Origin of the sequence: Pseudomonas sp. 02C 26 (assembly GCF_002843585.1) — a bacterium.
Lineage (GTDB): Bacteria > Pseudomonadota > Gammaproteobacteria > Pseudomonadales > Pseudomonadaceae > Aquipseudomonas > Aquipseudomonas shirazensis.
This window is the reverse complement of the sequence record NZ_CP025262.1, coordinates 2,716,816-2,734,766: the sequence shown is the minus strand read 5'-3', so window position 1 is coordinate 2,734,766 and position 17,951 is coordinate 2,716,816. Positions and strand designations below refer to the sequence as shown.

Here is a 17,951-nt window from a genome sequence, read left to right as displayed (position 1 = left end):
AGCCTTGTGCCATCAGTCGCCCAGGGGCAATCGATGGACAAGGTTATCGTGATTACCGGCGCCAGCCGTGGCATCGGCGCTGCTTCAGCGCGGCTTGCCGCTGAGCAAGGCTATCGTATCTGCATCAATTATCATGCTGACGACCAGGCAGCCGAGCGCATCCTTGCCGAGGTCCGCGAGCGCGGTGCCGAAGCGATTGCCGTGCGTGCCGATGCCAGTGTCGAGGACGAGGTCATCCAGCTGTTCCAGCGCGTTGACCATGAGCTTGGGCCGGTAACGGCACTGGTCAACAACGCTGGTACCATCGGCCCGCAGAGCCGCCTGGAAGACATGTCCGAGTTCCGCCTGCTCAACCTGATGAAAACCAATGTGGTCGGGCCGATGCTGTGTGCCAAGCATGCTTTGCTGCGCATGGCCCGTCGGCACGGCGGCCAGGGTGGGGCGATCGTCAATGTGTCGTCGTTGGCGGCGCGCCTTGGTTCACCTGCGGAGTACGTTGATTACGCTGCGTCGAAAGGCGCGTTGGATACGTTCACCATTGGCTTGGCCAAAGAGGTGGCCGGCGAAGGCGTGCGCGTCAATGGGGTGCGGCCCGGTTATATTCACACCGGCTTTCATGCGCTCAGCGGTGATGCCGAGCGCGTGCACAAACTTGAGGCAGGGTTGCCGATGGGGCGGGGCGGCCAACCAGAGGAAGTCGCCGAGGCGATTCTCTGGCTGCTGTCGGATAAGGCGTCCTACTCGACCGGCAGCTTTATCGAACTAGGCGGCGGGCGCTAGCCGAAATCCCCGTCATTCAGGACCGGCTTGCGATGGTGCTGACGCCGCCAACAGTTGACTGACGCGTTGGGCCAAGGTCTTAAGGTCTAAAGGTTTGAGCAGTATCTGCGAATTCATGCCTGTGCCGTTGTCGGTGCCTGTCGCGTCCAGCGTCTGCTCGAGCTGCTTTGGCTCAACTGAGCGCAAGATCTGGCCGTAGAACTCGACCCAGAATTCCGCCTGACGGGGGCAACTGGCGAATAGTTCTGCCCAGTGGGTCGATCCCGGCATGGGTGAAGCAAGCTGTATTAGTCAGTACATGCCGATAGTCGCTCAGCGGGCCTGCTGGGCCGTCGAAGAATTCGATGATGCAACAGCCCATGTCCATGGTGTCGAATACAAAGCGATAAAGACTTTGCTCGCTTCACTGGCGCTGCGCGAGTTGTGCTTCAAGGGCGTTGTTGCGTTGCTGCAAGGCGTCCAGTTGCTGGAGCAAGGCGCGCAGTTGAGGGGTCGTGCATATTTGCATCCTGCGCTATATCTCACTGCGCAACTGTAGCTTGACTGGTCGGTCACCGCTAGAACGAGCGCACAATTCGCCCCAAGGTTTCCATGGCTTGCTCGGCGCTCGTATCCCATGGGCTGCCGTAGTTCAAGCGGATGCAGTTGCCGAAGCGCCGGGTCGGCGAAAAGATCGGCCCAGGGGCAATACTGATGCCTTGTGCGGCAGCCATGTGAAACAGCTTCAGCGCATCCATTTGTTCTGGCAGCTCAAGCCACAGGAAATATCCACCAGAGGGCTGACTGACCCGCGTCTGCGCCGGGAAGTAGCGCGCAATTGCTGCCAACATGCTCGCCTGCTGACCCTCCAGCGCATAACGAAGCTTGCGCAGGTGACGGTCATAGCCGCCGTGCTGCAGGTAATCGGCGATGGCCGCCTGCGCAGGCATGGATGCGCACAGCGAGGTCATCAATTTGAGCCTCTCTACCTTCTGCGCAAAGCGCCCGGCCGCGACCCAACCAATGCGATACCCCGGCGCCAGGCTTTTGCTGAACGAGCCGCAGTGCATTACCAGGCCATCGGTGTCGAAGGCTTTGGCCGGTTTGGGCGCTTGCTGCGAGTAGTACAACTCAGCATATACGTCGTCTTCGATGAGCGGCACCTGATGCTGCCGGAGCAGTTCTACCAGTTCCTGCTTCTTGTGCTCAGGCATGCTCGCACCGACCGGGTTCTGAAAATTGGTCATGCACCACACCGCCTTGACCGGGTGTTTGTCCAGGGTCTGTGCAAGCACCCCAAGGTCCATCCCTTCACGCGGGTGCACGGGGATTTCCACAGCCTTGAGCTTGAGCCGCTCCAGTACCTGCAAGCACGCATAAAATGCCGGCGCTTCGATGGCCACCAGGTCGCCTGGCTCGGTGACTGCCTGCAAGCACAGGTTCAAGGCCTCGAGCGCGCCATTGGTGATCAACAGCTCTTCCATCGGCAACATCAGCCCGGCGACCATGTAGCGCAGGGCGATTTGCCGGCGCAGTTGCGGGTTGCCGGGCGACAGGTCGGTGACCGCCATGCGCGGGTCCATTGCGCGGCTGGCGCTGGCCAATGAGCGCGACAGGCGTTGCAGTGGGAACAACGCAGGGCTGGGGAATGCCGAGCCAAACGCAACCGTATTGGGATCTTTGATCGAGTCGAGGATGGAAAATACCAGCCCGCTGACGTCAACCTCGGTTGACTCGCTGACTGGCGCCATGATCTGCGGCTCACTCATCTGCTGCGGCGCATGCGCATTGACGAAATAGCCTGAGCGCGGTCTGGCACGGATCAAACCTCGCCGCTCGAGCAGGTAGTAGGCCTGAAACACTGTCGACGGGCTGACCCCGTGGGTCTGGCTGGCGTAGCGCACAGAGGGCACCCGCTGGCCAGGGCCGAGTACCCCGGAGCGGATCAGTTCAGCAATGTCATCGGCAAAGCGTTCGTAGCGTTTCATGGGCGGTCGGCAGGCATGGTGATGGCTCAGTGTAAGGGATCAGCGGTTCAACGGCGCGACGAAGCGGCTGCGCGCGCTGCTGCGAATGCTTGGCTCGTCGCTGTCCTGGATCTCGAAGGTCAGGTCCTGGGCGCTGCTGCTAGGCCGCTCTGCAAGCATCGCGACCGATACCGGCAGCTCGCCCATTTCGCCGGCGCGCAAGGTGAATTCGGTGCTGCCGTGCAGCTCGAAGCCGTCCGCATCCACCAGGCGCAGTTGGTAGCGCTGTGGCTGCTGGGTCTTGTTGATGACCTTGAGCAAGTAGATGTTCTCGATCTGGCCCAAAGCGTTTTCGCGGAACAAGCCGCGGTCCTTGATCACATCCAGCGACACCATCGACCGCTCCTGCAGGGCGAGCACCAGGGCGCCGATCATGACCACCAGCGCGGTTACATAGCCGAGCAGGCGTGGGCGCAGCCAGTGGGTGGAGCCGCCTTGCAAGGTGTGCTCGGACTTGTAGCCGATCAGCCCGCGCGGGTAGCCCATCTTGTCCATCACCCCGTCGCAGGCATCGATGCAAGCGGCGCAGCCGATGCAGGCCATCTGCAGGCCTTGGCGGATATCGATACCGGTCGGGCAGACCTGCACGCACAACGTGCAGTCGATGCAGTCGCCCAGCTGCTGCGCGCGCGGGTCGCTGCCTTTCTTGCGTGGGCCTCGCGCTTCGCCGCGACGCGGGTCATAGGCGACGGCCAGGGTGTCCTTGTCGAACATCACACCCTGAAAGCGCGCGTAGGGGCACATGTGCATGCACACGGCTTCGCGCAGAAAACCGGCATTGAGGTACGTGGCGCCGGTGAAAAACAGCACCCAGAACAGGGCAACCCCCGTCAGCTGCAAACTCAGCAGCTCCTGCGCCAGGGGGCGGATAGGGGTGAAGTAGCCGACAAAAGTCAGCCCGGTAAGTACGGCAATGGCCAGCCACAGCGCGTTTTTCAAGCTCCGCCGGGCAATTTTGTTTACGCTCCATGGCGCCGCCGCCAGCTTGATGCGCTGATTGCGATCGCCTTCGCTGATTTTTTCGCACCACATGTACAACCAGGTCCAGGTGCTCTGCGGGCAGCTGTAACCGCACCAGACTCGGCCTGCGAAGACGGTGATGGCAAACAGGCCAAAGGCGCTGATGATCAGCAGCGCCGACAGGAGGATGAAGTCCTGCGGCCAAAAGGTGGTACCGAATACGTGAAATTTACTGTCAGCAAGATCCCACAGCACTGCCTGGCGGCCATCCCAGTCCAGCCAGGCCGTACCGAAGAACAAGGCAAACAAGGCACCGGCAAAACCGATCCGAAGATTGCGGTAGATGCCGCTGAAGCTGCGCGTGTGAACGGCGCCGCCGCTGTAACCGCTGCCTCTTTGGGCTGCTGGGGGTGTTACCTCAATCACGTGGTACGGAATCTTATCGCTCATGTCGCGTGGCTCATCAGGCTTCAACAGACCCGGGCACTATGGGCCGGTGACTGTTTGCAGCACAGACTCAGCTAAGGCGATAAAAACCGTATCAGTTATCTCGTGGGCCGCGGCGAACCCTTAGATTACCGAGCCAGGCTCACTTGCCTTCAGATGCCTGCGGCTATCTACCGCACCGATAACAGTGAGCGCGTCAGCCTCCGCTTCGGTGATCGGTATGCGCTCCCCGGCAAGCACAGCGACGGACATGCGCAGCTGCTCGTCAGTGACGATCTCGACTTCCGGGCCAGTGCCCTCGATCCGCAGCTTGTCGCTGATGAGCGTGCAGTGGCGGCTGTTCTGGTCAACTTCTATAGGCATGTCAGCGTCCTCTGGGTGGTTGCTATTAGTGACCGCACGGTTGCCCGGGTTGCTGCATTGGCTGATCGAACGGCACTTCGGCGTGGGCTGAGGGGTCAACCGTCAACACGGGCAGAGGAGGGTGTTGATGGAAAGCGGCTGGGAGAGGATTCTGGTTACTATCCAGACCGAGTTTGCCGATGTGACCAACGTCGAGGAGGTCACACGCATTCTGGTGCGTTTGCTGATGGCCGCGGTGTTGGGCGCCGTGCTGGGCTTTGAGCGTGAACACCGCGGCAAGTCTGCTGGCGTGCGTACGCACATGCTGGTCTCCGTGGGTGCAGCACTGTTCGTGCTGGCGCCGAGTATGGCCGGCGCAGATGCTCAGGCGCTGAGCCGGGTAATCCAGGGCATCGTTGCAGGTATCGGCTTTTTGGGTGCGGGTACCATTCTCAAAGGCAATGGCAAGGATCCCAGCCACGTCAAGGGGCTGACTACTGCGGCGGGCTTATGGATGACCGCAGCCATTGGGACGGCTGCCGGGATGGGGCGGGAGGCAACTGCGCTGATCAGTACGATCCTGGCGCTGCTGGTGCTGAGCACCATGCCCAAGCTGGTAGACAAGGTCGAAGGAGGCAACGATCAGAAGCAGCGGGAAGAAGAGGGCTGATAGCACTGAGGGGAGCCGAAGCTCCCCTCAAATCGTTGCTGCCTGCTCTGTTGTTATTATTGAAGACGGGCCTTTTGTTGTTTTTGTAAGCCTGCCTCGGTGCTGCGAGCAACCCCCATGCGGGGTCAAGAGCAAACGTATTTTTTTGAGCGCTGACCTGCTTTCATCATGTTGATCCGACCGTGACTGTGGCTACCTGGAGGTAGTTTTGTTGTTCTGTGTCAGGCCGCGGGGTTTACCCCCAGGAAACCAGTTCTACTCCAAAAAAATCTGCTTGCTACGCCTCTGCCGTGTTGTTCTTGTTATGTCAGAGCCGTTACCTGTTGTTTTTATTGGGTGTCACGTTTTTGTTCTTGTTATGTCAGAGATATAGCAGGTGGCGTGCCAACTTTTTAAATCCCTTGAAAATCAATGGCTTGTCTATTTTCTGCATCTTTTCACTGCGGGAAATTCTGTCGAATTGTTTCCCTGTTACCCGAATTTCCGCTGCGCAACGTGGGGGCGGTAACACCAGGCCCACACATTGATGACATTAGTGTGACTCATTGTGCGCTTCGGGCCCGCGCGACACGCGAGCCTGTCGGTCGCCCCAGCACCTGGCTGATGCGCTGGCCGGCGGCGATCAGCCGGTCGAGGTCTATGCCGGTCTCGATCCCCAACCCCTGCAGCAGGTACAGCACATCTTCAGTGGCGATGTTGCCGGTAGCGCCCTTGGCATAAGGGCAGCCGCCAAGCCCGGCGACCGAGCTGTCAAACACCTGGATACCTTCCAGCAGGCTCGCGTAGACGTTGGTCAGGGCCTGGCCATAGGTGTCATGGAAGTGCCCGGCCAGTTGTGCACGCGGCACCTGCGCCGAGACCACTTCAAATAATCTGCGTGTGTCACCGGCAGTGCCGGTACCGAGGGTGTCGCCCAGCGATACCTCATAGCAGCCCATGTCATGCAGCGCCTTGGCGACCGGAGCAACCTGCTCGGCGCTGACCCGGCCTTCATAAGGACAACCAAGCACACACGACACGTACCCGCGCACCCGCACACCATGGCTGCGCGCTGCTTCCATGATCGGTTCGAAGCGCTGCAGGCTGTCACTGATCGAGCAGTTGATATTGCGCTGTGAGAACGCCTCGGTAGCAGCGGCGAATACAGCTACCTCTTTGACACCCGCAGCAACCGCGTCTTCAAAACCACGCAGGTTCGGCGCCAGCGCTGCGTAGGTGACCCCAGGAAGCTGCTTGATCGCGCTGAATACTTCGGCCGAGCCGGCCATCTGCGGGACCCACTTGGGCGAGACGAAACTGCCCACCTCGATGTAGGACAAACCGGCCTCGCTCAGGTCATCGACCAGGCGCACCTTGTCGGCGACGCTGATCGGCTGGGCTTCGTTCTGCAGGCCGTCGCGCGGGCCGACTTCAACCAGGCGAACGTGTGTTGGCAATGACATGGCAGGGTTCCTGTGGCGAGTCAGCACGTGCTGTCGGAAGGTTTGGGCGTGGCGGCAAGCGCTTGCTCACAACGCTCCTGAGCAGTATCCAGTTCAAGGTGCATCTGCTCAATATCGAGCATCTGCTGCTCCAGCTGAGCGCGCCGCTCGGCAATTTTCACCAGCATGCTGTTGAGCTGCTTGAAGTTGCCGCCGCTCGGGTCATAGAGCTCGATCAGCTCGCGGCACTCGGCCAGAGAAAAGCCGATGCGCTTGCCGCGCAGAATCAGCTTGAGCGTGACTTTGTCGCGGGCACTGTAGATGCGCTCCAGCCCGCGCCGCTCAGGACTGATCAGGCCTTGCTCTTCATAGAAGCGGATGGCCCGGGTAGTGATGTCCAACTCACGGGACAGGTCGGAGATGCTGTAGGTCTGGGTGCTCATGCTTGGGCTCGGAAGATTTATCGCACTAAGCTACTGGGAGCTTTACGTTTACGTCAAGGCATCCTGGGCTTATCCGCCCTTGGCGGAGCACGTGGCTGGTTCAGCGCTGGCAGGCATGCTAAAAGTCAGACTGATCATTTATAAATTGAATCCTCTGATGTCTATCAGCGTTAAATCGAATAGGGCGTTGTTCGATCTCGACTTGTTGCGGGCGATCGTTGTGGTGGCCGATTGCGGCAGCTTCACAACTGCCGCAGCCCGCTTGCACTCGACTCAATCGACCATCAGTCAAAAAGTCAGGCGGCTGGAAGAAATGGTCGGCCATCGCCTGCTGGTGCGGGGCAATCGTGATGTGTTGCCTACCGATGCCGGGCAGACCTTGCTTGGCTATGCCAGGCACATGCTGGCGCTCAACGATCAGATGCTCGAAGCCCTGGCCGGCGCGATGGTCGGCACTACGGTGCGGCTTGGGGTGCCGGAGGATTTCGTCGGCGGGCGCACAACCAATGCGCTGTCTGACTTCAGCCGGCGCCATCCGCAGGTCAAACTCGAGGTGACCAGCGGGCTTTGTCGCGACCTAAGCCAAGCCTACGACAATGGTGAGCTGGACCTGGTGCTGCTCAAACAGCGGCGCAACAGCCGCGAAGGGGTGGCCTGCTGGCCCGAGCGCCTGCAGTGGATCGATAGTGCGCGGCTGCCGGCGTTCGAACTCGATCCAATTCCTCTGGTGACCTTCCCCCCGCGTGGGCTGTACCGCGATGACATGATCAACGCCATCGAAGGCATGGGCCGGCGCTGGCGCATCAGCTTCACCAGCTCCAGCCTGAGCGGGATTCAAGCGGCGGTTGCCGATGGTATGGGTGTGAGCCTGCTGCCGCCGCGGGCTGCGACGGCTGAACACCGCGTACTGGGTACCGAGCACGGCTTGCCGGAGGTCGACAGCTACGAGATTGTCATAGTGCACAGGCCAACTGCCGAGCAGATGGTGCGCTCGTTGGCGCAGGTGCTGACAGAGCTTCTGATGGTCCATGCCATCTGACAGGCACGCAGATTGTCCTGTCAGCGAGACAATCAGTGCTGTTTACACCGTCTATTGCTCGATTATCACCGCAGGTAAGCTTGTACCCAGTCAAAAAGGAGACCTCTCATGAAAGACATTCTGGGCGTTCATCAAGCCCCTGCCGGGCACTGGGTGGGCGATGGTTTCCCGGTGCGCAGCCTGTTTACTTATGACCAACTGGCTCGGCATATCAGTCCGTTTCTGCTGCTGGACTACACCGGCCCGCACGATTTTGCGCCCACCACCGCTCGGCGCGGCGTTGGCGAACACCCGCACCGCGGCTTTGAGACCGTGACCATCGTCTACCAGGGCGAAGTCGAGCATCGCGACTCCACGGGCGCCGGCGGTTTGATCGGGCCGGGGGATGTGCAGTGGATGACCGCTGCCGATGGCATCATCCATGAAGAATTCCATTCGCCAGCGTTTGCCCGCAGCGGCGGAGCACTGGAGATGGTGCAGCTGTGGGTCAATCTGCCGGCGCGGGACAAGCGTGCCCCGGCGGGTTACCAGACACTGCTGGCAGCGAATATTCCGGTTGTGCCGCTGGCAGACCAGTGCGGCAGCCTGCGAGTCATTGCCGGCGAGTTCGAGGGCGCCGCGGGCCCGGCGCGCACATTCACCGCGATGGATGTCTGGGATGTCCGCCTCAACGCCGGCGCAACGCTGCAACTGCCGGTCGCCACTGGGCGCAACGCCGCCATAGTCGTGCTGCGCGGCAGCGTAACGGTCAATGGTAACCGCGCAGCCGGCCCGGCCAGTTTGGTGCTGCTTGACCGAGCCGGCGCGGGGGTCCACCTCGAGGCGCAGGCGGGTGCCGTCCTGCTGCTGCTCAGCGGTGAACCGATCGACGAGCCAATCGTTGGCTATGGGCCTTTTGTAATGAATAGCCAAGCGCAGATTGCCGAGGCGTTGGATGACTTTCAAGCGGGTCGATTTGGACGTATGGGTGGTAGGCATGGCGCCGCCCACTGAGCGGCAGGCATAGGCGGACCGCCCGTCGCGCGAGGGCGATGGCAGATCGAACGGTCGTCATGGCTCGGCGATCTTCCACTAAGGTGCTAGTGGGTGGCTGGGCAGTGGGTGTTCTCGCGAATGGACCGCCGCTTGAAATTGAGCAACCTCAGCTGACGCCTCGCCCTTGACGGTGCACTCAAAGACAACAGGCCATCCCATGAAGAGGGTCGTACCATGTCGTTGATAGGTGTTTCAATGTTGGAAATGCGGCAAATCATCGAACAGGCCTGCCTGCCTGATCGGTGCGAGGTCAGTTGCCCTGATGGTGCCAGCCTGACCATCCGGCTGGGCGAGGGCCAAAGCTTGAAGCACTGCGTAACCCTGACTGATGTGCCGATCGACAGCCTTAACAGTTGCCGCGATCTGGTGGGTTTGGTTGCAGAGCTGCGCGCTCAGCAACGTCAGGCACAGCAGCCGGTTGCAGCCAAGCGGATCGCCTGACAGCGAGTCGTCGATGTGTGCTGCGGCGCCGATCGCGGCAAAGGGCCGCAGCTAAGCGGCCCCGTTGTGCTGACTCAGCGCTGCGGATTGAGTGTCAGGTGCACATGACGGTTGACATCCTTGTACAGCAGGTAGCTGAACGGACCCGGGCCGCCGGCATAGCAAGCTTGCGGGCAGAACGCGCGCAGCCACATGAAATCGCCAGCTTCAACTTCAACCCAATCCTGATTCAGGCGATACACGGCTTTGCCTTCCAACACGTAAAGACCGTGCTCCATCACATGCGTCTCGGCGAACGGAATCACGCCGCCGGGCTGGAAGGTGACGATGTTGACGTGCATGTCATGGCGCATATCGGCCATGTCGACAAAGCGCGTTGTGACCCAGCCACCGTTGGTGCCCGGCATCTCGATCTTGGTCGCATTGTCGCGGTGGGTGACGAACGCTTCTGGAATATCCAGGCCTTCGACGCGCTGGTAATGCTTGCGCAGCCAATGGAAGGTGACGTTGGCCTTGCTGTGGTTACGCAGGCTCCACTCGGCGCCTGGTGGAATGAACGCATAACCGCCAGGAGCCAGGGTGTGATGCTTGCCCTGCAGGGTGATGTCGATTTCACCCTCGACCACGAACAATACCGCTTCGGCGTTCGGGTCCAGCTCTGGACGCTCACTGCCGCCTTCCGGAGCGACTTCGACGATGTACTGCGAGAAGGTCTCGGCAAAGCCGCTCAGAGGGCGAGCGATAACCCACATGCGCATCTTGTCCCAGAACGGCAGGTGGCTGGTGACGATGTCACGCATCACGCCTTTGGGGATAACGGCATAGGCTTCGGTGAACATGGCACGGTCAGTCAGCAGCTCGGTTTGAGCGGGGTGCCCACCGTGAGGGGCGAAGTAGGAATGGTTCGACATGGACAGTCTCGACTTGTTGTTCTCTCCCCGTGCCGGAAACCGCACCGGCCGGTGCGCCGCAGGGGATGCACGGACAGGATAGGGTCCGTGCACAGCCATCCACAAATTAAATGTTGAAATACCCGCTATTCGATTACTGAATGCTCACCTTGCGCCCCGCGTGGCTCTCGGGCAAGCGATCACCTTGGCCGAACAGCTTGTGGCGCAATGTGCCTTCCGCGTAGGCCACAGGGTAGCGGCCGCGCCGTTGTAGCTCTGGAATCAGCAGCTCGACGACATTGCTCAAATCATCCGGTTGTACGGCGTAAGTGAGGTTGAAACCATCGACACCGGTCTGGTCGAGCCAGTGCTCCAGTTGGTCGGCAACCTCGCTGGCGGAGCCGATCAAGACTGGGCCGCGGCCGCCAAGTCCGATGAATTCGGCGGCTTCGCGCACCGTCCACTGCCGGCTTGGGTCGGCCGCGGTAAAGGCGGCCAGGGCTGCGCGGCCAGCATCATTCTCGACATATTCAATCAGCGCATCCGGATCGAGGCCGGCGAAGTCGATGCCGGTCCAGCCGGACAGCAGCGCCAGCGCGGCGTCAAGATCCACATAACTGCGGTATTCGGCAAAGCGCGCCTGCGCCTGCTCACGGCTGTCCGCGACGATCAACAGCGCCTGCGCGTAAATCAGCACCTCGTCAGGGCCGCGTCCCGCCGCGGCGCTGGCCTGGCGCACGCCGTCGGCATAGCGGCGCAGCACCGTCGGCGTCGGTCCGCTGATGAATACGCACTCGGCGTGCTCCGCAGCGAAGGCCTGACCGCGTGCGGAGGCGCCGGCCTGGAACAGCACAGGCGTACGCTGCGGCGAGGGTTGGCACAGGTGCATCCCGGGGACCTGGAAATGCTCGCCGTGATGGCCAATCGGATGGACCCGCGAGGGTTCAATGTAGCGGCCCGATTCGCGATCCAGCAATACGGCATCGTCATCCCAGCTTTTTTCCCAGAGCTTGTACAGCACCTGCAGGTATTCATCGGCCAGGTCGTAGCGCTGGTCATGGCCCAACTGCCGAGCCAGGCCGAGATTGCGTGCAGCGCTGTCCAGGTAGCCGGTGACGATATTCCAGCCGACCCGGCCATTACTCAAGTGGTCCAGGGTCGACATGCGGCGGGCGAACGGGTACGGGTGCTCGTAGGTCAGCGAGAAGGTCACGCCGAAGCCCAGATGCTCGGTAACCCCGGCCATGGCCGGGACCAGCAGCAGGGGATCGTTGACCGGGACCTGCACGCCCCCACGCAGGGCCGCTTCGGGCCCGCCTTGGTAGACGTCGTAGATGCCCATGACATCGGCAATGAACAGCGCGTCGAACAGGCCACGTTCAAGCAGACGAGCCAGGTCAGTCCAGTAATCCAGCTGGTTGAACGCCACGCTGGTATTGCGCGGATGGCGCCACAGCCCGGGGGACTGATGACTGGCGGCGTTCATGCTGAAGGCGTTGAAGCGAATCGGGCGGGGCATGCGAGGCGTTCCTTGGCGTCAGGGCAGGACGGCGGTCGGGTACACCGCGTCAGCCACGATCAACTTGTGTGGGATCAGACCCAGGCCCTGGAAGGTGTCGGCCAGTTTTTGCTGTTCGGCAACGATTGCCGGGGTAATCGGCACGGCGTTGTAATTGCGGCGCTCGCTGGCCACTTCCAGCACCTCAGCCTTGATCCCTAGTTGCGGTGCCAGCAGGCTGGCAACTTCCGCTGGCTTGGCATTGGCCCACTGGCTGACCTTGGCCAGCTCGCTGAAGAAGGTCTTCAGCCATTCGCGGTGCTGGTCGGCAAAGCTCGCGGTGGAGAGATAGAAGGTCCGGTTGTTGGTCAGGCCGCTGCCGTCGCGCAGGTTTTTCAAGCCCGGTTGCTGCTCGGCTGCTGCCAGGAACGGGTCCCACAGCGTCGAAGCCTGCACGCTACCTGATTGCAGCGCGGCGACCGCATCGGCGGCGTTGTTGACGTATGCCGGGGTAATGTCCTGATAGCTCAAGCCAGCTTGCTGCAACGCCACGGCCAGCAGGTATTGGGCATTCCAGCCACGGCCAGTGGCAACTCGCTTGCCCTTGAGCTCCTGCACGCTGGTGATGTGATCCTGTTCGCGTACCACCAGGCCAATCCCGCGCGGGTAGGGCTGTTCAGCCGCCAGATAGACCACAGGCTTGCCAGCGGCCTGGGCGAACACCGACGGTGCATCAGCGGCGTGACCTAGGTCGATCGCACCGGTGCTCAGCGCTTCTAGCAGTTGCGGGCCGGCGGCGAATTCGTGCCAGCTGACCTTCACGCCCTGTGCAGCGAGCGCCTTTTCCAAGGCGCCCGTGCCCTTGAGGATGTTTACGCTGTTGAATTTCTGGTAGCCGATGCGCAAGGTCTTGGCATCGTCGGCGATGGCTTGTGACCAAGGCAGTAGGGAGCCGACGACACTGGCCAGCAGGCCGCCGAGCAAGAGACGGCGGAGGGGAGAAAAGGCACGGTTGGACAAGGCGGGTGCTCCTGAGCGAAGGCTGGAATGTGGGCTCCAGCGTAAGGGAGGCGGCTCAGAGCTTTCAATTTTTAATTCCATTTGGTTAGATTGTTTTGTTCTTTTTATATCCTTTTGTGTTTATCGGGTTTCAGCTTTATCCCTTGTGTTTCAGCCCTGCGACCAGTACTAGCGATTGCGGCACGGGGCTTTGTGGATGCTGCGGCTCCTGCAGTTGGAGGAGGGTTAGTCCGGCCATGTCCAACGCCGCGAGCCAGCTTGTCAACGTGCGCATGTACCACGGCATCGGCCTCCAATCACCCTTGAACCCAGCGAAGGATTCTTCACGCCAGCCATCTTGATAATCACCGTTGGCGGCGCTCCATGGATGTAGCGACTGGATCACCAGCACGCCGCCCGGCGCCAGTAAGGTGGTCATCGCGCTCAGCAGCGGGATGATGTCCTGATGAAGCAGTGCGAAGTTGGCGCAAATCGCGTCGTAGCATTTGCCGAGTCCCACATCGCCGCTGGCGAGTTGTTCGTAGCTGCAGTGGTGGACGGGTGCTGAGCCGGCTGCGCGTGCTGCCTCGACCAGGGTTGAGTCGCCATCCACGCCTACGGCTTCGATACCCCGAGCAGTGAGGGCGCGCAACAGCCATCCCTCACCGCAGCCTAGGTCGAGAACCCGCTGTGGCTGGCGTGACAGGATGGCCAGCAGGATCGCTTGATCGGTGACCTGGCGGCGGCTTTCGATACTGCCACTGCGCACGGCTTCGATCCAGGCGTGGGCGTTGTCATGCCAGCTTTGCTGGAGGCGGGTTTCAGGGGCAGGGGAGGACATGGCTGGCTCCGGCAGTGACAGATAGGTACAAGCTTAGGCGGTGCACTGGGCCCAGTGACATCGATACTTCAGCCGACCAGCCAGCCGCTGTCGCCCTCGATCAGCGTGCCGCCATGGTCAGTGGTGTCCCCAAGTCGCGCCACGGCCTTGCCTGCGATGGCATAACTTGGCGAGCCGCTTTCAATGCCGGCGCCGCAGCTTATGCGGTCGCCAACACAAGCAACCTCGCGCTCGCCGACCCTTGTCGCAGAAGTGCCCGAGACCACTTCGCCGATGCCGTGAATTGGGCAGTCATGTTTGTGGCCGATCAGCACAATGGGTTTCATCGGTGGAGGACTCCTTGGCTGTAGTGGACTGGTTGCCGGGCTTGGCTCGCCTACGGGTAGCGCGTGGTTTTTTCGCCGGCCGCTGGCCCGGGCGTATGGCCCACAGATGGGCGTTCGCACGCAGGCGCTCCTGGATATGAGGCGGCCTGTCGGCCAAAGTGGTTAGCGGCGGGATGGGTTTGCCGGGCAGTCCTGCTTCGCGGATGATTTTTGGCCAGCGCGGTTTCCAGCACAGCAGCAGGCTTAGCCAGTGGCCCAGGCCGAGAATGAGGAAGGCGGGCGAAATAAGAATGAGGCCTAACTTGATGATCCGCGACGAATTCCAGAAATAGTGGGTAAGGCCCTCGAACTGCGGAGTGAATGCCTGCCAGGGCCAAGGGAAGTGTGAAGTGATGCGTGGGCGGGGTAGGCCATCGGGGCCTTCATCCATGAAACGGCGGATGAATTCCCATTCATGTCGTAATTCAGCCTGACTGTTGGCGGCTTTACCAACCCAAGCAGTTTCTATATGTAAGGTTCCAGTCCAGCGCGGGAGCCAGTGAAGCGCAAGGGGCATTCCGATACTGTCATCAGTGAAATGTATCTTGTCAGTAGCTGAGGTGTTAATTCCGGCCCAGGGCAAAGTCACGATCCCGCCGCAATTGACCGGGCGATGCAAGTGTACTTGCTGTGTTTTTCGATTGAAACGAATCAATAAGTGGCGGGAAGTGAGTAATTCAAGGCAGGTAAAGGTAAACCCATATTTCGCATAAAGCCATGAGGCGAACGAAACAAGAATAGTTAGGAGCGCTGAAACGTACCAGTGCATGAACGACCATCTGTTCTGCTCGTATAGGATATCAATCGCGGTGATTAGAAAATCGGCCGCCCCCACGCCTCCTAGGATTAGTGCAGCGATAAGTGGCGCGGAGATCGTTGTAATCAGCCCTCTTTTGCTCTCCCACATACCGCATCTAATTTCGAGTGCGTAGTCGTTGAAAATGTACACCGGACCTCGACTTTTTGGAGTCTTGCTCAAAACTTTTCGAGCGGCTTCAAGCGCTTCAGCCTCATCGCTTTCATAAATATCTGGGATGCGCTGGGTGCTGATATGCTCGTATTTTTTTCGAGTTTCTGCTGGCTCTAAAATGCTTTTCCACATCATCCACTCAATAAGGTACATTATAAGAGCTCGCTAGTGGCGTTGAATAATGCTGACAACTCATCCGAGTCTTTCTTGTATCTGTCCACTTCTTTTTTTGCGCTGAAGCAGCATCTGTCGCACCACTTCTCAAAAGCATCATCATCCAGCACTATTATGATTACAGTGGCCGCGAGGATGATCAAACCTGCTTGCCAGCCTATTCGGCCGAGGAGTGTTAGAGCTACACGATTGGCTGCTAGACGCGCAGAAGTGTTTGACAGACCTTGGATTACTGCTGTGAGTGCGGGGTTTCCTGTTCTAGATGCCCACCATGTGAACAGCGGTCCAGCTTGAGAGAAAGCCAGAGTGCTTTGTGCGCCTAGTAATAAAAAGGTCGCTGTCACTCTGGACGCGTATGCAGTGAAAAGTAAACCTTTTCTCGGTGTTAGATCAGTGCTCGCCTCTCCTGCTAGTTTTATACTGTCTTGGATATCCCACCAAATACTTATCAGCCCGCCGGCGTTTGCCATCGCTGCCCCCCAAAAGCGATAACGACCCAAACTGATATATGCTCCCCGCGCTGATGCGCTCCTTTGGCCGAGAGTTGCTAATACCTGCTCTGTCCCCACCGCCAACAACTCCATCCCCGCCGCCGCGCTCGTCAACGCCCCCGCAGCCACCTCGCTCCAGAACCGTCGATCCTTATCCTCTCGCCTGCCTTGCAGCAGCAAGAGACTCGCTTCCAGCAACAGCAGCGCGCTGCTGACTCGCAGGCGGTAGAAGCTGTTGCTGTGCGCACCGTTCAGACTGTCGACATAGGCCTGATCAAGCCGGCGCATGATCGGTGCGGCAACGCGGCCCGGTGAGGGTGTGTGGCCGGCCTGCGCGTGTTCGGCCATGCGCAAGTTGAGTGCTTGCTCACCCAGCGAAGCAGTAAGGAGAGTTACCAGACGCCTATGCAGTGCTCGGTCTACAGCGTTGGGTGCACCGGCGCTCAGGGCTTCACGCCCTAAATGACCAATCCAGGCCAGTGCGCCGGCAGTATTGACGTGGCCATGTTGGGCTAACCGCTCCAGATGGCCGTCGATTGCGCTGAATTGGGCCGCCAGTGCCTTGGCTTGTTGCAGTGCGGTTTCCAGTTTTTGCCAGTCGTCCGCTGGCCCGTGGAGAATGCGCATATCGCTTTGGGTCTTTGCCAGTACCTCGGCAACCGATTTCTGATTGAACACATAAGCGCGCATGGCCAAGTTGCTCGCTTCAACTTCGCCGCTCTGCCACCAGCGGCTGAGCAATTGCGCGCCTTTGACGGTGCCTTCCATACCCAGCACGCAGAGGCCGGTCTGGTGTGCAAAGCACAGACCGCTGGTGAGGTCTTCCTGGTCATAGAGATCCAGTGCTGCAAGCAGGCGCGGATGCTGCAGCCATATCAGGTGGTCGCCTGCCCGGGCATCAGCCTGGCGTTGCGCTTCGCGGCTGACGGTCTCGAACCAGCCCAGCTGAACGTGCATGGCGGGCAGATCGACCCTTGGCAAGTAGCGCTCTTCGAAAGCCTTGGCAAACTCGCCAGTGGCAGCACGCGCTTCGAGATCCTTGCGCTTGAACTGTGCATCAACTTCAAGAATGCCTTCGCGTGTGTGCGCCCACCATTCGCGGGTTGGACCGGGCGGCAGGCTTTGTGCGCCATCTGTCAGGTACTCACGCAGACTCTGCGTGTGGCGGCTCAGCAGCGCGCCGACCTTGCGCTCACTGAACTCGGCGTGCAGTTGAGTGAACGCTTGTGCCACCAGCACCTTGCGCTCGTTGCTGATCCCCGGCTGCTCTGGTTCAGCGCCGGGGGTGGTGGTTTCCAGCCAGCCTTTGAGGTGTTCCAGGCCCGCGTTGCGCCAGGCATTGAGATCCTGGGTAATGCCGATCGCGTCTTCCACCACGATGGCGATACCTCGCGGCGTATCGCTGTTTGGCTTTGGCTTGAGCATCTGCCGAGAGGCCAGCAGCGACATGATCTTCGGCGTCGAAGACAGTTGTGCGTCAAGCATCTTGCGCAGGTCTGGATCGTTCTCTGCGGCGAAATCGGCCACCAGGTCGAGTTGACCGTAAGTCAGTACATGGGACTCAGGGACTGAGCAGGAAGGGGCGGCATACTTGGCCACGTTCACAGCCGGCACGCTGGAAGCCTGGTGGAACAGGCGCATTAGCGTAGCCCTGCTCAGCGGGTCAGGGCTGTAGAACAGCCGCAGCCCGATCAGGTCATCGACATCGTGGATAGTCAGAGCCCATGCCAGGTTGCGCATCACGTCCTGCGCCGTCAGCGAGGCCGGCGGGGCTTGCCAGGGGGCATCGAAGCTGGAGATGGCCAGTGAGCCATCTGCCGAAATGCGGAACGGGTCAAGAAATAACAACCTGTTGCCGATTCGGCGAGCTTCCATGACGTAAAGGAATCCTTCACGCAGTGGCCGTATCGCGTAGGCAGCCTGAGTCAAGGCGCCAGCCTGATGCGCGTGATGCAGGTTGTCTGGCAATTGCGGCAGGCGCTCGCGTAAGGCGGAGTTGCCGCCGACGGCAGCGTAGCGCAGTGGCAGAATGGTGAAGCTGCGGGTGCAGCTGACTGCAGGGCCTGCGGCTAACGGTACGCTGAGGGCCTCGCAGGCAGCCCGATTAATAGCGAAGAGCTTGTCCATGCTGATCATGGT

18 protein-coding genes are annotated in these 17,951 nt (G+C 60.4%); 6 read left to right on the top strand and 12 right to left on the bottom strand.

Annotated features, from left to right (window positions below; all coding sequences use genetic code 11):
- The first annotated feature begins 33 nt into the window (after positions 1-33).
- Together CXQ80_RS12310 and CXQ80_RS12300 are read left to right on the top strand one after the other, a co-directional pair.
- Entirely contained in the window at positions 34-780 is a 747-nt protein-coding gene (locus tag CXQ80_RS12310) for an SDR family oxidoreductase (RefSeq protein ID WP_101319807.1), read from the top strand.
- A gap of 268 nt (positions 781-1,048) precedes the next feature.
- Positions 1,049-1,318 carry a hypothetical protein gene (locus CXQ80_RS12300; RefSeq protein ID WP_157831746.1) on the top strand — a complete coding sequence of 90 codons (270 nt, stop codon included), beginning with the start codon at positions 1,049-1,051 and terminating at the stop codon, positions 1,316-1,318.
- 19 nt (positions 1,319-1,337) lie between these two features.
- Here CXQ80_RS12300 and mapR read toward each other — a convergent pair whose 3' ends face one another.
- The 3 genes from mapR to CXQ80_RS12285 form a co-directional block, all read right to left on the bottom strand.
- On the bottom strand, positions 1,338-2,747 hold the full coding sequence (gene mapR / locus CXQ80_RS12295; RefSeq protein ID WP_101319800.1) for a GntR family transcriptional regulator MpaR: 1,410 nt from the start codon (positions 2,745-2,747) through the stop codon (positions 1,338-1,340).
- 39 nt (positions 2,748-2,786) lie between these two features.
- A complete protein-coding gene (gene ccoG / locus CXQ80_RS12290) occupies positions 2,787-4,196 on the bottom strand; it encodes a cytochrome c oxidase accessory protein CcoG (protein WP_101319798.1) in 1,410 nt (469 codons plus the stop codon).
- A 120-nt stretch (positions 4,197-4,316) separates the two neighbouring features.
- Positions 4,317-4,556, bottom strand: coding sequence for a DUF3203 family protein (locus CXQ80_RS12285; RefSeq protein WP_101319796.1), 240 nt, complete (start codon positions 4,554-4,556; stop codon positions 4,317-4,319).
- Between the two features lie 127 nt (positions 4,557-4,683).
- On the opposite strand from CXQ80_RS12285, the gene CXQ80_RS12280 reads away from it, so the two are divergent.
- On the top strand, positions 4,684-5,205 hold the full coding sequence (locus CXQ80_RS12280; protein ID WP_101319794.1) for an MgtC/SapB family protein: 522 nt from the start codon (positions 4,684-4,686) through the stop codon (positions 5,203-5,205).
- A 542-nt stretch (positions 5,206-5,747) separates the two neighbouring features.
- Here CXQ80_RS12280 and CXQ80_RS12275 read toward each other — a convergent pair.
- Positions 5,748-6,647, bottom strand: coding sequence for a hydroxymethylglutaryl-CoA lyase (locus CXQ80_RS12275; protein ID WP_101319792.1), 900 nt, complete (start codon positions 6,645-6,647; stop codon positions 5,748-5,750).
- A 20-nt stretch (positions 6,648-6,667) separates the two neighbouring features.
- The gene (locus CXQ80_RS12270; RefSeq protein WP_101319790.1) at positions 6,668-7,069 is read right to left on the bottom strand and encodes a MerR family DNA-binding transcriptional regulator; all 402 of its coding nucleotides are present in this window, start codon (positions 7,067-7,069) and stop codon (positions 6,668-6,670) included.
- A gap of 157 nt (positions 7,070-7,226) precedes the next feature.
- On the opposite strand from CXQ80_RS12270, the gene CXQ80_RS12265 reads away from it, so the two are divergent.
- The 3 genes from CXQ80_RS12265 (at position 7,227) to CXQ80_RS12255 (ending at position 9,584) form a co-directional block, all read left to right on the top strand.
- Positions 7,227-8,108: a LysR substrate-binding domain-containing protein gene (locus CXQ80_RS12265; protein WP_101319788.1), complete on the top strand. Its 882-nt coding sequence runs from the start codon at positions 7,227-7,229 to the stop codon at positions 8,106-8,108.
- 108 nt (positions 8,109-8,216) lie between these two features.
- Positions 8,217-9,101: a pirin family protein gene (locus tag CXQ80_RS12260; protein ID WP_101319786.1), complete on the top strand. Its 885-nt coding sequence runs from the start codon at positions 8,217-8,219 to the stop codon at positions 9,099-9,101.
- Between the two features lie 216 nt (positions 9,102-9,317).
- A complete protein-coding gene (locus CXQ80_RS12255) occupies positions 9,318-9,584 on the top strand; it encodes a DUF1652 domain-containing protein (protein ID WP_101319784.1) in 267 nt (88 codons plus the stop codon).
- A gap of 74 nt (positions 9,585-9,658) precedes the next feature.
- Here the strand turns inward: CXQ80_RS12255 and CXQ80_RS12250 are convergent, their stop codons facing one another.
- The 7 genes from CXQ80_RS12250 to CXQ80_RS12220 form a co-directional block, all read right to left on the bottom strand.
- The gene (locus CXQ80_RS12250; RefSeq protein ID WP_101319782.1) at positions 9,659-10,495 is read right to left on the bottom strand and encodes a bifunctional allantoicase/(S)-ureidoglycine aminohydrolase; all 837 of its coding nucleotides are present in this window, start codon (positions 10,493-10,495) and stop codon (positions 9,659-9,661) included.
- Between the two features lie 133 nt (positions 10,496-10,628).
- A complete protein-coding gene (locus tag CXQ80_RS12245) occupies positions 10,629-11,993 on the bottom strand; it encodes an LLM class flavin-dependent oxidoreductase (RefSeq protein WP_101319780.1) in 1,365 nt (454 codons plus the stop codon).
- Between the two features lie 18 nt (positions 11,994-12,011).
- Positions 12,012-12,992: an aliphatic sulfonate ABC transporter substrate-binding protein gene (locus CXQ80_RS12240; protein ID WP_101319778.1), complete on the bottom strand. Its 981-nt coding sequence runs from the start codon at positions 12,990-12,992 to the stop codon at positions 12,012-12,014.
- Between the two features lie 136 nt (positions 12,993-13,128).
- Positions 13,129-13,812, bottom strand: coding sequence for a bifunctional 2-polyprenyl-6-hydroxyphenol methylase/3-demethylubiquinol 3-O-methyltransferase UbiG (locus CXQ80_RS12235; protein WP_101319775.1), 684 nt, complete (start codon positions 13,810-13,812; stop codon positions 13,129-13,131).
- A 68-nt stretch (positions 13,813-13,880) separates the two neighbouring features.
- Complete coding sequence (locus CXQ80_RS12230; RefSeq protein ID WP_101319774.1) at positions 13,881-14,138, bottom strand: PAAR domain-containing protein; 258 nt, start codon at positions 14,136-14,138, stop codon at positions 13,881-13,883.
- Positions 14,104-15,300: a DUF6708 domain-containing protein gene (locus tag CXQ80_RS12225; protein ID WP_178080768.1), complete on the bottom strand. Its 1,197-nt coding sequence runs from the start codon at positions 15,298-15,300 to the stop codon at positions 14,104-14,106. The genes CXQ80_RS12230 and CXQ80_RS12225 overlap by 35 nt, the downstream gene beginning before the upstream one ends.
- Complete coding sequence (locus tag CXQ80_RS12220) at positions 15,300-17,948, bottom strand: T6SS effector BTH_I2691 family protein (protein WP_101319771.1); 2,649 nt, start codon at positions 17,946-17,948, stop codon at positions 15,300-15,302. Before CXQ80_RS12220 ends, CXQ80_RS12225 begins: the two co-directional genes overlap by 1 nt.
- Positions 17,949-17,951 lie beyond the last annotated feature (3 nt).

Coding starts and splice junctions, on each gene's coding strand:
- CXQ80_RS12310 (WP_101319807.1), top strand. CDS start 34: ATGGACAAGGTTATCGTGATTACCGGCGCCAGCCGTGGCATCGGCGCT.
- CXQ80_RS12300 (WP_157831746.1), top strand. CDS start 1,049: ATGGGTGAAGCAAGCTGTATTAGTCAGTACATGCCGATAGTCGCTCAG.
- mapR (WP_101319800.1), bottom strand. CDS start 2,747: ATGAAACGCTACGAACGCTTTGCCGATGACATTGCTGAACTGATCCGC.
- ccoG (WP_101319798.1), bottom strand. CDS start 4,196: ATGAGCGATAAGATTCCGTACCACGTGATTGAGGTAACACCCCCAGCA.
- CXQ80_RS12285 (WP_101319796.1), bottom strand. CDS start 4,556: ATGCCTATAGAAGTTGACCAGAACAGCCGCCACTGCACGCTCATCAGC.
- CXQ80_RS12280 (WP_101319794.1), top strand. CDS start 4,684: ATGGAAAGCGGCTGGGAGAGGATTCTGGTTACTATCCAGACCGAGTTT.
- CXQ80_RS12275 (WP_101319792.1), bottom strand. CDS start 6,647: ATGTCATTGCCAACACACGTTCGCCTGGTTGAAGTCGGCCCGCGCGAC.
- CXQ80_RS12270 (WP_101319790.1), bottom strand. CDS start 7,069: ATGAGCACCCAGACCTACAGCATCTCCGACCTGTCCCGTGAGTTGGAC.
- CXQ80_RS12265 (WP_101319788.1), top strand. CDS start 7,227: ATGTCTATCAGCGTTAAATCGAATAGGGCGTTGTTCGATCTCGACTTG.
- CXQ80_RS12260 (WP_101319786.1), top strand. CDS start 8,217: ATGAAAGACATTCTGGGCGTTCATCAAGCCCCTGCCGGGCACTGGGTG.
- CXQ80_RS12255 (WP_101319784.1), top strand. CDS start 9,318: ATGTCGTTGATAGGTGTTTCAATGTTGGAAATGCGGCAAATCATCGAA.
- CXQ80_RS12250 (WP_101319782.1), bottom strand. CDS start 10,495: ATGTCGAACCATTCCTACTTCGCCCCTCACGGTGGGCACCCCGCTCAA.
- CXQ80_RS12245 (WP_101319780.1), bottom strand. CDS start 11,993: ATGCCCCGCCCGATTCGCTTCAACGCCTTCAGCATGAACGCCGCCAGT.
- CXQ80_RS12235 (WP_101319775.1), bottom strand. CDS start 13,812: ATGTCCTCCCCTGCCCCTGAAACCCGCCTCCAGCAAAGCTGGCATGAC.
- CXQ80_RS12230 (WP_101319774.1), bottom strand. CDS start 14,138: ATGAAACCCATTGTGCTGATCGGCCACAAACATGACTGCCCAATTCAC.
- CXQ80_RS12225 (WP_178080768.1), bottom strand. CDS start 15,300: ATGTACCTTATTGAGTGGATGATGTGGAAAAGCATTTTAGAGCCAGCA.
- CXQ80_RS12220 (WP_101319771.1), bottom strand. CDS start 17,948: ATGATCAGCATGGACAAGCTCTTCGCTATTAATCGGGCTGCCTGCGAG.